Origin of the sequence: Pseudomonas sp. YL2 (assembly GCF_023063025.1) — a bacterium.
In the GTDB taxonomy this organism is placed as follows: Bacteria; Pseudomonadota; Gammaproteobacteria; order Pseudomonadales; family Pseudomonadaceae; genus Aquipseudomonas; species Aquipseudomonas putida_A.
In genome coordinates this window covers 163,466-177,196 of the sequence record NZ_JAJSLU010000003.1, presented here as the reverse complement: position 1 = coordinate 177,196, position 13,731 = coordinate 163,466, and the positions used below count along the sequence as shown (strand labels likewise).

Genomic DNA, 13,731 nt, shown 5'->3' with positions numbered 1-13,731 from the left:
AGGAAGAAGCAAATGGCAGTGATTTATGGGACGAGTGAAGCCGATGTCATGAGCGGCAGTGAAGGCAACGACGAGCTCTTCGGACTGGAGTCGGATGATCAGATCTGGGGGACTGCCGGAGCCGATCTGCTGGATGGTGGCGAGGGTTTTGATTCTGTGGATTATCGAATCATGTCTTCGGGCGTCAGCGTCGATATCCGTCAAGGGCTAGCCAGCGTCACGAAGGCAGATGGTTCCATTGACACGCTGGTTGCCATCGAAAAAGTGGTCGGCAGCTTCCTTGATGACACCCTTGCCAGTTCGGTTTCCGGCGTCACGCTGGAAGGCAGCGGCGGGGATGACGTTTACATCATCGGCAGTGAGGGCGTGACGATCATCGAAGACGAGCGCGGCGGCTACGACGAGTTGCGCACCAGCGTTAACATCCAGAAGATGGACCCGTTCCTCGACAAAATGACCTTCACCGGAATCGGCGACTTCAAGGGCTACGGCAATGCCGAGCACAACGTGATCATTGCCGGCGCCGGTAATGACTGGCTGTGGGGTGGCGACGGTGGCGATCAGTTCATTGGCGGCGAGGGCTTCGACACCGTCAGCTATACCGACAGCCTTGAAGGCGTCAGTATCGAGCTCTCGAGCATGTGGGGCGCCACTGGTATTGCATTCGGCGATACCTACTCGAGCATCGAGGCCGTGCAGGGTTCGAATTTCAACGATGTGATCTTCGCCGACGCAAGCGCAATGGTCATGGACGGTGCCGATGGCTTTGACGCCGTCGATTACAGCCGTTCCAACGACGCGGTCAGCATCGAGTTTCGTGATGGCAAGGGCTTCGGTTCCGGCGACTACGCCGAGGGCGACACCTTGATCAATGTGGAAAAGGTTGTCGGGACTAACCTGGACGATCACTTCACTGCCAACTCGGGCGGCGTGACCTTCGAAGGTGGCTGGGGCAGCGACGTCTACACGATCAACAGCGAGGGTGTGACCATCGTCGAGACAGACTCAGGCATGGGGTTTGACGAGCTGTACACCAGCCTGTCGGTCATGAAGATGGACCCGTTCATCGAGAAAATGACCTACACCGGTACAGCCGATTTCACCGGTTATGGCAATGATTCCGACAACTACATCTTCGGCGGCAGCGGCGATGACCTGTTCTACGGTGGCGCCGGACGGGATGTCTTCGTGGGCGGCGCGGGAATGGACATCGTCAGCTATGAGGACAGCGACACGGGTGTGGTGGCCACGCTGTGGAGAATCGGCCAGAACGGCACGGCTGACGGTGACACGCATTACGATGTCGAAGGCTTGCGTGGCAGCCATTTTAACGATGAGCTGGGTGCCAACAGGGAAGATACGATTCTGGAAGGCAGCAGTGGTGACGATACCCTGAACGGCAACGATGGCAACGATCATCTCTATGGCGGGCTGAAGTCCGGTCTCGACGGCGACGTGGCGCAGGCTGACAAATTGTTCGGCGGCAACGGCGATGACGTCATCGTTAGTGCTGCGAATGACCTGGGCACTGTGGCGGACGGTGGACAAGGCAGTGACACCATCACGGTCCACAACGGCAGTGCCTTTGGTGATGACGGTTTTGACGTGCTCACCGGCACCGGCAACAGTTATCTGTTGTCAGGTGGCAGTGGCAACGACGTGCTGAACCTCAATCTCACGGGGCAGTCGGGCACTGGCGGCATCGCATTGGGCGGTATGGGTGACGATACCTATATCCTGAACACCACTGGGTTGGTATCGATTCAGGACGAGGGCTGGGATATCAATGACACCCTGATCCTGAACACCATCGCCAATATCAGCCAGTTGAACGTCACCCGCATCGGTGACGACGCCTATCTGCATGGTGCCAACGACGGCAGCGCCGGCGTTCCCGACAACGGCGTGAAGCTGCAGGGCTGGTACGCCGGGTACAACAACATCGAACATCTGCAGACCGCTGACGGCCAGTCCTACGACCTGCCTGCCACGATCGATGGATTCGCGATGTTTGGCTGATCCGTCCGATTCATTGAAGTAGCTTGATGAAAGGGATGACTCCGGCAACGGACTCATCCCTTTTTCATGCCTTGAATTCCCGCCGACGCAGCGCTCGCGGAGCTGGCGCGTTTCCTGCAAGTCCCCCTCAAATCGCCATAAAACGAGCGCTCGCGGTCATCGCAGCGGCGCCGCAGGCGGCAAAAGGGTTAGCCAGACGGCCCGCATCGCTCAACAAAGCCATGCGCAGCCCGGTGACGAACGAGAGGGGAGACGATGAAGGCAGTTATTTTGGCGGGTGGCCTCGGCACGCGCATCAGTGAAGAGTCGCACCTCAAGCCCAAACCCATGATCGAGATCGGCGGCAAGCCAATTCTCTGGCACATCATGAAGCAGTATTCCGCTCACGGAATCCACGACTTCGTGATTTGCCTGGGCTACAAGGGCTATGCGATCAAAGACTTCTTCGCCAACTACTTCCTGCACACCTCCGACGTCACGTTCGACATGCGCAACAACCGCATGGACGTGCACCAGAACTACAGCGAGCCGTGGAGCGTCACCCTGATCGACACCGGCGAGGAAACCATGACCGGTGGCCGCCTGCTGCGTGCCGGCCGTTACCTCAAGGATGAAGAGGCGTTCTGCTTCACCTACGGCGACGGCGTTTCCGACATCGACATTGCTCAACTCGTCGATTACCACAAAGCCCACGGTCGCCTGGCCACCGTCACCGCGGTGCAGCCGCCGGGACGTTACGGTGCCCTTGAGCGCCAGGGCGATCAGGTACTGGGTTTCACCGAAAAACCGCGTGGCGACGGTGGCTGGATCAACGGCGGCTTTTTCGTGCTGTCGCCCAAAGTCCTGTCCTACATCGCTGGCGATGAAACCACCTGGGAAGCCGAGCCGCTGGCGCGTCTGGCAGAGGATGAACAGCTGAACGCCTTCGAGCACGAAGGCTTCTGGCATCCGATGGACACCCTGCGCGACAAGAACCACCTCGAAGCGCTGTGGCAGAGCGGGGAGGCCCCATGGAAGCAATGGGCCTGAGCGCGGATTTCTGGCGCGGCAAACGCGTACTGGTCACCGGTCACACCGGTTTCAAAGGCAGCTGGCTGAGCCTGTGGCTGCAAAGCCTCGGCGCGCACGTCAGCGGTTTCTCGCTGGATCCGTCGACCGAACCGAGCCTGTATGAACTGGCGCGGGTTCACGAAGGGATCAACGATCAACGTGGCGATCTGCGTGATCTCGGCGCGTTGCTGGAGATCATTGCCGACACCGAGCCGGAGATCGTTCTGCACCTGGCCGCGCAGCCACTGGTGCGTGAAGGCTATCGCGACCCGCTGGGCACTTACTCCAGCAACGTCATGGGCACGCTGAACCTGCTCGAAGCGATTCGTCAGGTCGGTTGCGTGCGCGCCTGCGTGCTGGTGACGACCGACAAGGTCTACGCCAACAAGGAATGGCTGTGGCCGTACCGCGAGGACGAAGCCCTCGGCGGCCACGATCCCTACAGCAGCAGCAAGGCTTGCTGCGAACTGTTGGCGCAGTCTTACGCCGCGTCGTTTTTCCCGGCCGACAAGTACGCTGAACACGGTCTGGCCTTGGCCACCGCGCGCGCCGGCAACGTCTTGGGTGGCGGTGACTTCGCCCCTGAGCGGCTGATTCCCGACGTGCTCAAGGCCTGGACTGCAGACGAGCCGGTGACCCTGCGTTACCCGCAAGCGGTGCGCCCGTGGCAGCACGCGCTGGAACCGCTGGCCGGTTACCTGCAACTGGCGGCGGGGCTCTACGAACAAGGCCCGGAATACGCCGGGGCGTGGAACTTCGGCCCGGGCGAGGCGGACATGTGCAGCGTCGGCGAAGTGGTCGAACTGCTCGCCAGTCGCTGGCCACAGGCACGTGGTCTGCGCATCGAAAAAAGCGAACTGCACGAGGCTGGCCTGTTGCGCCTCGACAGTAGCCGCGCCCGTCAGGTACTCGGCTGGCAGCCACGCTGGACCTTGCAGCAATGCCTGACCCAGACCCTCGACTGGCATCTGGCGTGGCAGAACGGCGATGACATGCGCAACGTCACTCTCGGCCAACTGAACCTGTACCGAGGCGCGCTGTGAGCGAGTTTTCCTTGAAACCGTTGCCGCTGGCCGGGCTGTTCAGCGTCCAGCACAGACGCTTCGAAGATCAGCGCGGGCATTTCGCCCGGCTGTTCTGCGAAGGCAGCCTGAGTGCGTTCGGCAGCGAATTTCACATCCGCCAGATCAACCATTCCTGCACCCGTGAAAAGGGCAGCGTGCGCGGTCTGCATTACCAGAATGCCAATGCGCCGGAAGCCAAGCTGATCACTTGCCTGCGCGGTGAAGTGTGGGACGTGGCGGTGGATCTGCGTCCGGATTCCGAGACCTTTCTGCACTGGCACGCCGAGCACCTCAAGGCTGGCGATGGTCGCAGCCTGTTGATTCCGGCCGGGTTCGCCCACGGTTTCCAGACCCTGACCGATGACGCCGAACTGCTGTACCTGCACAGCGCCGATTACGCGCCGGAGCACGAAGGCGGCTTGTCGGTGAACGATCCACGGCTGGCGATTGCCTGGCCGTTGCCTGTCAATAATTTGTCAGCGCGTGATTTCAGCCATCCTGCGCTCGATCAACACTTTGCCGGAGTGCGTCTATGAACTGCCGTGGGTGCGCCGCACCGCTGAGCCTGCCGCTGATCGACCTCGGCACCTCGCCACCGTCCAACGCCTACGTGCATGCCGAGCGCCTGGAGCAGGCCGAACAGTGGGTGCCGCTCAAGGTCGCCGTGTGCCAGCAGTGCTGGCTGGTGCAGACCGAGGATTACACCCGCGCCGACAGCCTGTTCGATGCCGAGTACGCCTATTTCAGTTCGTTCTCCAGCACCTGGCTGGCCCACGCCGAGCGCTATGTCGCCGAGATGGTCGAGCGCTTTGACCTGAGCGCCGACAGCCGTGTGGTCGAAGTCGCCGCCAACGACGGTTACCTGCTGCAGTACGTCGCTGCTCGCGGTATTCCGTGTCTGGGTGTCGAGCCGACCCGCAGCACCGCGCAAGCGGCGCGGGAAAAGGGTCTGCAGATTCGTGAAGTGTTCTTCGGTCGCGACAGTGCAGCACAGTTGAAAGGCGAAGGCTGGGGCGCCGACCTGATGGCCGCCAACAACGTGCTCGCGCATGTGCCGGACATCAATGATTTCCTCGGTGGTTTCGCCACGCTGCTCAAGCCGACCGGCGTCGCCACTTTTGAGTTTCCGCAACTGCTGACGCTGATGGCTGGCGCACAGTTCGACACCCTGTACCACGAGCACTATTCCTACCTGTCGCTGACCGCGGTGCAGACTCTGTGCGAGCGCAATGGTCTGGAAGTGTTCGACGTCAGTCAGTTGAGCACCCACGGCGGTTCGCTGCGGGTGTTCGTGCAGCGCCAGGACGGAGAGCGTCGTGCTGTGCAGCCGGCGGTGCAGCAACAGTTGCAGGCCGAGCTGGATGTCGGGGTGAAAACCCCTGAGTACTACGCGACCCTCGCGCCTGCTGCCGAACGCATCAAGCATGAACTGCTGCGCTTTCTGTTGCAGGCCAAGGCCGACGGCAAGCGGGTGGTCGGTTACGGCGCGGCGGCCAAGGGCAACACCTTGCTCAACTACGCCGGGGTCAAGCCGGATCTGCTGGCTTGGGTGGCCGATGCCAACCCGCACAAGCAGGGCAAGTTTCTGCCGGGCAGCCGTATTCCGATTGTTGCGCCGGCGCAGATCGACATCGAAAAACCGGATTACGTGCTGGTGCTGCCGTGGAACCTGCTGCACGAAGTCAGTCAGCAACTGGCGCAAGTGCGTCAGTGGGACGGGCGCTTCGTGATCGCCGTGCCTGAGATGAAAGTCCTGTGAACGTCCTGGTCACCGGGGCCACGGGCTTCGTCGGCCGGCATCTGGTCGCGGCGTTGCTCGCCCGTGGCTGCGCGGTACGTGCGGTGGCGCGTAATGTCGAGACTGCGGCGAGCATGCCGTGGATCAACCACGTCGAATTCGTCGCGGCGGATATTCACGCGGCGGATCTGGACATTGCGGCGCTCACCGACGGTATTGACGTCCTCGCGCACCTGGCCTGGCCGGGGTTGCCGAACTATCGGGCGCTGTTTCATTTCGAGCACAACCTGATGGCCGATTACCGCTTTATCAAAGGCGCGGTCGAGGCGGGTGTGGCGCAAGTGCTGGTGACTGGCACCTGCTTCGAGTACGGCATGCAAAGCGGCCCGCTCAGCGAAAGCGTCGAGCCGCAGCCGAGCAATCCTTACGGTCTGGCCAAACACACGCTGAATCTGTTTTTGCAAAATCTGCAGCAGGAAAAACCGTTCACCTTGCAGTGGGCGCGTCTGTTCTACCTGCATGGCGAAGGGCAGAACCCCAACAGTCTGCTGGCGGCGCTGGACCGGGCGATCGATGCCGGCGAGGCGTCGTTCAACATGTCTGGCGGCGAGCAGCTGCGCGACTTTTTGCCGATCGCCAGCGCCGCCGATTACCTCGCCACGATCGTCCATCAGCGCGATTTCAACGGCGTGATCAATTGCGCCAGCGGCCAGCCGGTATCGGTGCGCGCACTGGTTGAACAACGGCTGCGCGAGCGCGGTGCGGCACTGAATCTGAACCTCGGCCATTACCCTTATCCGACCCACGAACCGATGGCGTTCTGGGCCGTGACCGAGCGTTTGCAACAGCTACTGGGAGAGCCGCAATGAGGCACGAGTTGTATCGGGTCACCGACCTGCCGGTATTGCAGAACCGCACCTTTGCCGACCCGGAGTCGGCAAAGGCGTCGGCCAGCGCCGACATGCTGCTGGTGCAGGATGAGCGCAGTGGCCTGATCTTCAACGCCGCGTTCGATGCCGACAAGCTCAGCTATGACGCCGACTATCAGAACGAACAGGCCCATTCGGGCCAGTTCCAGAAGCACCTGAGCGACGTCGAAGGCATCATCGCCAAACACTTCAAGGGCCAGGAGCTGATCGAAGTCGGCTGCGGCAAGGGTTACTTCCTTGAGTTGCTCAAGGGCCTCGGTTATTCGATCACCGGGATCGATCCGGCCTACGAAGGCGAGAACGCCGACGTGATCAAGGCGCCGTTCACCCGTGGTCTTGGCCTGGCAGCTGACGCCATTGTCCTGCGCCATGTGCTGGAACACATCGAAGACCCGGTGAGCTTTCTGGCGGTGATCGCCGAAGCCAATCAGGGCGGGCAGATCTACATCGAGGTGCCTTGCTTCGACTGGATCCTCGAGCACAAGGCCTGGTTCGATCTGTTCTACGAGCACGTCAATTATTTCCGCCTCGATGACCTGCGCCGGATGTTCGGCACCGTGCACGAGGCCGGCCACCTGTTTGGCGGCCAGTACCTGTACATCGTCGCCGACCTTTCGACGTTGCGCCTGACCCCGCAGCAACCGGTGCCACGCCTGACGCTGCCGGACGGTTTCACCGCCAGCCTTGAGCGCGCAGTGCAGATCATTCAGTCCGCACCCGAGCAGGGTTCGGCGATCTGGGGCGCATCGTCCAAAGGCGTGATCTATTCGCTGTTCCTGCAGCGCGCCGGTGTCGCGGTGGATCGCGTGGTGGATATCAACCCGGCCAAGCAGGGGCGTTATCTGCCGCTGAGCGGCGCGCGGGTGTCCTCGCCGCAAGAGGCGATGGATGCGCTGCCCGAAGGCGCCCACCTGTTTGTGATGAATTCCAATTACCTCGAAGAAATCAAGCGGATGACCGGTGGACGCTACGTCTATCACGCCGTCGACAGCGCTTCGTTCCAGTGACCATTGAGACTTTGAACATGACCGACAACAGCATCAACCAAGCCTTCGAAGCCGAATGCCGCGAGCAGATCGCCCAGCAGGGTGACGACCAGAAACTCACTGGCCTGGCCCGTGATTTCTTCAACGAATCGGCCAAACACAAGTACAGCTACCACTTCTCGTGGATGGGCCGCCCGATCATCCAGCTGCCGCAGGACATGATGGCAATGCAGGAGATCATCTGGCAGGTCAAGCCGGATCTGGTCATCGAGTGCGGCATCGCCCACGGCGGTTCGATCATCTACTACGCCTCCCTGCTGGAACTGCAAGGTCACGGCGAAGTGCTGGGCATCGACCTCGACATCCGCCCGCACAACCGTGAAGCGATCGAAAGCCACCCGATGGCCAAGCGCATCAAGATGATCGAAGGTTCGAGCATCGACCCGGCCATCGCTGCTCAGGTGCAGGCGGCGGCCAAAGGCAAGAAGGTCATTCTGGTCCTCGACTCCAACCACACCCACGACCACGTGCTCGAAGAGCTGCGCCTGTATGCGCCGCTGGTCTCGGTCGACAGCTACTGCGTGGTGATGGACACCGTGGTCGAAGACATGCCGGCCGATTTCTTCCCGGATCGCCCATGGGGCCCGGGTGATAACCCGAAAACCGCGGTGTGGAAGTACCTGGAAGAGAACCAGGATTTCGAGATCGACCAGCAATTGCAAAACAAGCTGCTGATCACCGTGGCGCCGGACGGCTATCTGCGTCGCGTTCGTTAATTCGCAACATCACCAAAGCGTTATCTCGGCGAGTCGCCGGTTGTGGAGAGAAGTTATGCAAGGCAAGTACAGTTCTGAACTGGCGCTACCGCTCAACGAGCTGTTGACCGTGGTGCTGATTACTCACAATCGGCCGGCGTTCCTGCGTCGGGCGGTGAAGTATTACAGCAGCTTGCCCTGCCGGATCATGGTGCTGGACTCCACACCCGAGCGGCCGGAGGGGGATTTTTCCGCCGTCGATTACCATCACGTGCCGCAGTTCGCCTACTGGGGCATGCAGGCCAAACTGGCTTACGGTGTTGAGCGACTGACCACGCCGTACATGGTGCTGGCGGCTGACGACGATTTCATCCTGCACGATTCGCTGGCCGAGTCCGTCGGTTTCCTTCAGGCGAATCCGGACTATGGCATGTGCCATGGCTATTGCCTGATGTACCTGACGCTGTCCGGTGGTGTGAGCTATTACCGTCGCGACAAGAAAGTCCAGGAAGATTATGCGTCCGAGCGGGCTCAGGATCGGGTTATCGACTACATGAGTCAGTACATCCCGCCGTTTTATGCGGTGACCCGTACCGATCTGATGAAGATCTGGCACTCGGCGTTGCCGGCGGGCACCAATTTCCAGTGGCAGGAAATCGGCCATGTGTATTTCCTGCTGGCCAGTGCCAAGGCGCGGATCCTGCCGATGCCTTACGTGGTGCGCGAGATCAACTACGGCAATTCCGAGCACAGCACCGAGGTGTATCACTCGCTGACTTACGTCGACGCCAAATCGGTCGCCGAGCGAGAAGCGTTCGCTGAATTCCTCGCGTCGCTGCCGACCGGCATCAAGGATCTCGACGCGCAACAGGGTAAGGCCTTTGCCCTGCAAAGCTTCGAGGCGATGGTCGACAGCCTGCAAAGCGGCCGGGCACTGACGGCAGAACTGATTATCCAGTCCACCTGGAATCAGTCGCTCAAGAGGCCTGACCGGCGGTTCGGGCCTTTGCAATACGTCGAGATGCCGTTTTACAACCAGCCATTTTTCGATCGTCTGGAACAGTTCGAATTCATGCTGCACGCCATGCCCGCCGGGCGCATTCAACTGCGCGACCTGGAGGGTGTGTGGACTCGTCAGGCGCACTTGCTGCAGGCGCGCAACAACGATACCCCGGAAAGTGTTCTGGATCGCTTGTGGCAGGCGCACGACCTCAATGCGTTCAACCGCACCGTGGTCAAGCGTCTGGCACAACAGCTGGAACTGGCCGGCGAGGACGAAGAAGCGCAGAACATGCGCGACTGGAATGCTCGTCTCGAAGCGTTGACGCTGGAAGACCATCATCAGGTGTTCGACCAGACGCAGTCCGGCCGACTGCTCAAGTGGCTGGATTCGCGTCAGGCCGATGGTGCTCAGTTGGCATCGATTGCCGAGCACCTGTCGGTCAACGGCGGTGGCCCGCAGTTCGGCATCTTCCTGCTGGATCTGGACGATGACATCGACAAGTTGCAGGTCAGCCTCGACAGCCTGCTCGAAGGCCAATGCAAGGCGTTCAGAATTGTCGTGTTCACCACCGGCGAAGCGCCGGCGGCCACCACGGCGCAGAACACTTTGCACTTTGTCCGGGTTACGCCGGCCAACCTGGTCGATAAACTCAATCAGAGTGCCCGTCAGTCGCCGTGCGACTGGGTGCTGCTGGCCGAGGCGGGCGACGAGTTCACCGCCAGTGGTTTGTTGCGCGCCAGCCTGGAGTTGATGTCCGCAGGCGATTGCCGTGCTGTTTCCACCGACGAGATTCAGCGCGGGGAGAAGGGCGCGCTGATGGATGTGTTCCGTCCCGGCTTCAACCTTGACCTGCTCTTGAGCCTGCCGGGCCTGATGGCGCGACACTGGCTGGTGCGGCGTGACGCTTTGATCGAGATAGGCGGCTACCGCGTCGATTTCAACAAGGCGCTGGAATTTGACGTGCTGCTGCGCATCATCGAAGAGCACGGTTTGAACAGCCTGGCCCACCTCGACGAGCCGCTGCTGATCACCGAAGCCGCGTCGCTGGAAGAAAACGCGCATGAGCGTCTGGCGCTGTTGCGCCACCTGGGCAATCGCGGCTACAAGGCCAAGGTCACCTCGGCGGTGCCGGGCATTTATCAGATCGATTACCACCACAGTGATCGTCCTCTGGTATCGATCGTGATTCCGGCCGCCGATGACCTGCCCGCCCTGCAACGCTGTCTCGAAGGGGTGCAACTGCGCACCCGTTATCACCATTACGAGATCCTGATCGCCACCACGGCCACGCAATCGGCCCAGGTCAATGACTGGCTGGGTACGTACCAGCATCCGAAAGTCCAGGTGCTGCGTGCCGATCAATCGCTGAGCGTACCGGCATTGCTCAACGCCGCCAGCCGCCAGGCGCAGGGCGAATACCTGGTATTGCTTGCGGCCGACGCGGAAGTGGTCAACCCGAACTGGCTGGACTCGCTGCTCAACCATGCCCTGCGTCCGGAAATCGGCGTGGTTGGGCCGAAGCTGGTCGATCGCGACGGCAAAGTCAGCCAGGCCGGGCTGATCCTTGGTATGCATGGCGGGGTGGGTTCGGCGTTCGTCGGTGAGAAACATGATGCCGACGGCTATCTGTACCGGTTGTCGGTGGAGCAGAACTGCTCGGCGGTATCGAGCGTGTGCCTGATGGTGCGCAAAGAACTGTTTGAAGCATTGGGTGGTCTGGACGACAGCACATTCGGCGACGCTTTCAACGATGTCGATCTGTGTCTGAAAGCCGCTCAGGCCGGTTACCTCACGGTATGGACGCCGTCGGTGCAGGTCCTGCATCAGGGCGCGATTGCCCAGGCACCCCAGGCACTGGCAGCGCTACAGGAAAAATGGGCCGCCGCGTTCGCTCAGGATCAGGCGTACAACGCCAACCTGAGCCTGAGCGGCAAAGGGTATGGTCTGAACGACAGTGCGTCGCTGGACTGGTCGCAGTTACTCGCTTGAGTCCGTCGGACAAGGAACAGGAATCAGCACATGTTCAACGGTAAATCGATCTTCATCTCCGGCGGCACCGGCTCGTTCGGGCGCAAATTCATTGCCCGTCTGCTTGAGCAATACCAGCCCAAGCGCGTGGTGGTGTTCTCCCGCGATGAGCTCAAGCAGTACGAAATGCAGCAGACGTTCAACGCGCCGTGCATGCGCTACTTTCTCGGTGACGTACGCGACGCCGATCGTCTGCGGCAGGCCATGCGCGGCATCGACTACGTGGTGCACGCGGCGGCGCTCAAGCAGGTGCCGGCAGCGGAGTACAACCCGACCGAGTGCATCCGCACCAACGTCAATGGCGCGGAGAACATCATCGCCGCCGCCATCGACAATGGCGTGAAGAAAGTCGTCGCGCTGTCCACCGACAAGGCCGCCAGCCCGATCAACCTGTACGGCGCGACCAAGCTGCTCTCGGACAAGTTGTTCGTCGCCGCCAACAACATTGCCGGCGAGCAGCAGACCCGTTTTGCCGTGGTGCGCTACGGCAACGTGGCGGGCTCGCGGGGTTCGGTCGTACCGTTTTTCAGCAAGCTGATTGCCGACGGTGCGCAGGAGTTGCCGATCACCGACGAGCGCATGACCCGCTTCTGGATCACTCTGGATCATGGCGTGCAGTTTGTTCTCGACAGCTTTGCGCGGATGCACGGCGGCGAAGTGTTCGTGCCGAAGATCCCGTCGATTCGCATCGTCGATCTGGCGCGGGGCATGGCCGAGCATCTGCCGCACAAGAACGTCGGTATTCGTCCCGGGGAAAAACTACATGAACTGATGGTGCCGCTGGACGATGCGCGGATGACCCTGGAGTTCGCAGACCACTACACCATTCAGCCGTCGATCCGCTTCACCAGCGTCGATGTCGATTTCTCCATCGACAAGCTCGGCGAACATGGCCGGCCGGTGAGTGAAGATTTCGAATACCGCTCCGATACCAACCCGCACTACCTCTCGGTCGGGCAGATCGCCGAGCTGCACGCGAAGTTGTCGGCATGATTCCCTACGGTCGGCAGAGCGTTGATCAGGCGGACATCGATGCAGTGGTCGAGGTTTTGCAATCGGACTGGCTGACTCAAGGCCCGACTATCGAGCGTTTCGAGCAGGCAATGGCCGAACGTTGCCAGGCCGACTTCGCCGTGGCGGTGTGCAACGCCACGGCGGCGCTGCACATCGCTTGCCTCGCTGCCGGCCTTGGCCCGGGTGATCGCTTGTGGACCACGCCGAACACTTTTCTGGCTTCAGCCAACTGCGGGCGCTATTGCGGCGCCGACGTGGATTTCGTCGACATCGATCCGCTGACCTGGAACCTCGATGCCTTCGCCCTCGCCGCGAAACTCGATCAGGCCGAGCAGGACGGCACGCTGCCGAAAGTGTTGGTGGCGGTGGCGTTCTCCGGGCAGAGCTGTGACCTGCGCAAGATTGCTGAACTGGCCGAGCGCTACAACTTCACGGTGATCGAAGACGCCTCGCACGCGGTGGGCGCCAGCTACGCCGGGCGTCCGGTGGGTTGCGGGGACTTTGCGGCGATGACCGTGTTCAGTTTCCACCCGGTGAAGATCATCACCAGTGCTGAAGGCGGCATGGTCCTGACCAATCGCCCGCAACTGGCCGAGCGCCTGCAACGCTTGCGCAGCCACGGCATGACCCGCGATCCGCAGCAGATGAGCGAACCCAGCCACGGCCCGTGGTATTACCAGCAGATCGAGCTGGGCTTCAATTACCGGATCACCGATTTGCAAGCGGCGCTGGGTCTGTCGCAACTGTGCAAACTGGACAGCTTCATCGCCCGTCGCCGCGAACTGGCGGCGCGCTACGACCGTTTGTTGGCCTACCTGCCACTGAGCTTGCCCAGCGCGCAGCCGGAGGCGGAATCGGCGTGGCACCTGTACGTGGTGCGCCTGCAGACCGAGCGCATCGGCCTGACCCACCGTCAGGTGTTCGAAGGCTTGCGTGCCGCCGGCATCGGCGTGAACCTGCACTATATTCCGGTGCATTTGCAGCCGTACTATCGCGAACTGGGTTTCGCCGAGGGCGACTTCCCAGAAGCCGAGCGTTATTACGCCGAGGCGATCAGCCTGCCGCTGTATCCGTTGCTCAGTGATGAGCAGCAGGATCATGTGGTTGAGCAATTGCGCCGGCTGACCGAATAAACCCCGCTGCGG

At 61.2% G+C, this 13,731-nt stretch carries 11 protein-coding genes; all 11 read left to right on the top strand.

Going from position 1 to position 13,731, the window contains the following annotated elements:
• Positions 1-12 precede the first annotated feature (12 nt).
• The 11 genes from LVD08_RS06150 (at position 13) to pseC (ending at position 13,719) form a co-directional block, all read left to right on the top strand.
• Positions 13-2,019, top strand: a complete 2,007-nt coding sequence (locus LVD08_RS06150) for a calcium-binding protein (protein WP_247267724.1) — start codon at positions 13-15, stop codon at positions 2,017-2,019.
• A gap of 255 nt (positions 2,020-2,274) precedes the next feature.
• Positions 2,275-3,048 carry a glucose-1-phosphate cytidylyltransferase gene (rfbF, locus tag LVD08_RS06145; RefSeq protein ID WP_247267723.1) on the top strand — a complete coding sequence of 258 codons (774 nt, stop codon included), beginning with the start codon at positions 2,275-2,277 and terminating at the stop codon, positions 3,046-3,048.
• Positions 3,030-4,112: a CDP-glucose 4,6-dehydratase gene (rfbG, locus tag LVD08_RS06140; protein ID WP_097090155.1), complete on the top strand. Its 1,083-nt coding sequence runs from the start codon at positions 3,030-3,032 to the stop codon at positions 4,110-4,112. The genes rfbF and rfbG overlap by 19 nt, the downstream gene beginning before the upstream one ends.
• Entirely contained in the window at positions 4,109-4,669 is a 561-nt protein-coding gene (locus LVD08_RS06135) for a dTDP-4-dehydrorhamnose 3,5-epimerase family protein (protein ID WP_247267722.1), read from the top strand. The genes rfbG and LVD08_RS06135 overlap by 4 nt, the downstream gene beginning before the upstream one ends.
• Positions 4,666-5,892 carry a class I SAM-dependent methyltransferase gene (locus LVD08_RS06130; RefSeq protein ID WP_247267721.1) on the top strand — a complete coding sequence of 409 codons (1,227 nt, stop codon included), beginning with the start codon at positions 4,666-4,668 and terminating at the stop codon, positions 5,890-5,892. The genes LVD08_RS06135 and LVD08_RS06130 overlap by 4 nt, the downstream gene beginning before the upstream one ends.
• Positions 5,889-6,740 (top strand): NAD-dependent epimerase/dehydratase family protein, encoded by an 852-nt coding sequence (locus LVD08_RS06125; RefSeq protein ID WP_247267720.1) that lies wholly within the window; start codon positions 5,889-5,891, stop codon positions 6,738-6,740. Before LVD08_RS06130 ends, LVD08_RS06125 begins: the two co-directional genes overlap by 4 nt.
• Positions 6,737-7,807, top strand: coding sequence for a class I SAM-dependent methyltransferase (locus tag LVD08_RS06120; protein ID WP_134785732.1), 1,071 nt, complete (start codon positions 6,737-6,739; stop codon positions 7,805-7,807). Before LVD08_RS06125 ends, LVD08_RS06120 begins: the two co-directional genes overlap by 4 nt.
• 17 nt (positions 7,808-7,824) lie before the next feature.
• The gene (locus LVD08_RS06115) at positions 7,825-8,562 is read left to right on the top strand and encodes a cephalosporin hydroxylase family protein (protein ID WP_027614220.1); all 738 of its coding nucleotides are present in this window, start codon (positions 7,825-7,827) and stop codon (positions 8,560-8,562) included.
• A gap of 55 nt (positions 8,563-8,617) precedes the next feature.
• Positions 8,618-11,533 carry a TIGR00180 family glycosyltransferase gene (locus LVD08_RS06110; RefSeq protein ID WP_247267719.1) on the top strand — a complete coding sequence of 972 codons (2,916 nt, stop codon included), beginning with the start codon at positions 8,618-8,620 and terminating at the stop codon, positions 11,531-11,533.
• A gap of 30 nt (positions 11,534-11,563) precedes the next feature.
• A complete protein-coding gene (pseB, locus tag LVD08_RS06105) occupies positions 11,564-12,565 on the top strand; it encodes a UDP-N-acetylglucosamine 4,6-dehydratase (inverting) (protein WP_047292505.1) in 1,002 nt (333 codons plus the stop codon).
• On the top strand, positions 12,562-13,719 hold the full coding sequence (pseC, locus tag LVD08_RS06100) for a UDP-4-amino-4,6-dideoxy-N-acetyl-beta-L-altrosamine transaminase (protein ID WP_247267718.1): 1,158 nt from the start codon (positions 12,562-12,564) through the stop codon (positions 13,717-13,719). Before pseB ends, pseC begins: the two co-directional genes overlap by 4 nt.
• Positions 13,720-13,731 lie beyond the last annotated feature (12 nt).

Bases quoted from the DNA above. Each gene is read 5' to 3' on its own strand.
- LVD08_RS06150 (WP_247267724.1), top strand. From the start codon at position 13: ATGGCAGTGATTTATGGGACGAGTGAAGCCGATGTCATGAGCGGCAGT.
- rfbF (WP_247267723.1), top strand. From the start codon at position 2,275: ATGAAGGCAGTTATTTTGGCGGGTGGCCTCGGCACGCGCATCAGTGAA.
- rfbG (WP_097090155.1), top strand. From the start codon at position 3,030: ATGGAAGCAATGGGCCTGAGCGCGGATTTCTGGCGCGGCAAACGCGTA.
- LVD08_RS06130 (WP_247267721.1), top strand. From the start codon at position 4,666: ATGAACTGCCGTGGGTGCGCCGCACCGCTGAGCCTGCCGCTGATCGAC.
- LVD08_RS06120 (WP_134785732.1), top strand. From the start codon at position 6,737: ATGAGGCACGAGTTGTATCGGGTCACCGACCTGCCGGTATTGCAGAAC.
- LVD08_RS06115 (WP_027614220.1), top strand. From the start codon at position 7,825: ATGACCGACAACAGCATCAACCAAGCCTTCGAAGCCGAATGCCGCGAG.
- LVD08_RS06110 (WP_247267719.1), top strand. From the start codon at position 8,618: ATGCAAGGCAAGTACAGTTCTGAACTGGCGCTACCGCTCAACGAGCTG.
- pseB (WP_047292505.1), top strand. From the start codon at position 11,564: ATGTTCAACGGTAAATCGATCTTCATCTCCGGCGGCACCGGCTCGTTC.
- pseC (WP_247267718.1), top strand. From the start codon at position 12,562: ATGATTCCCTACGGTCGGCAGAGCGTTGATCAGGCGGACATCGATGCA.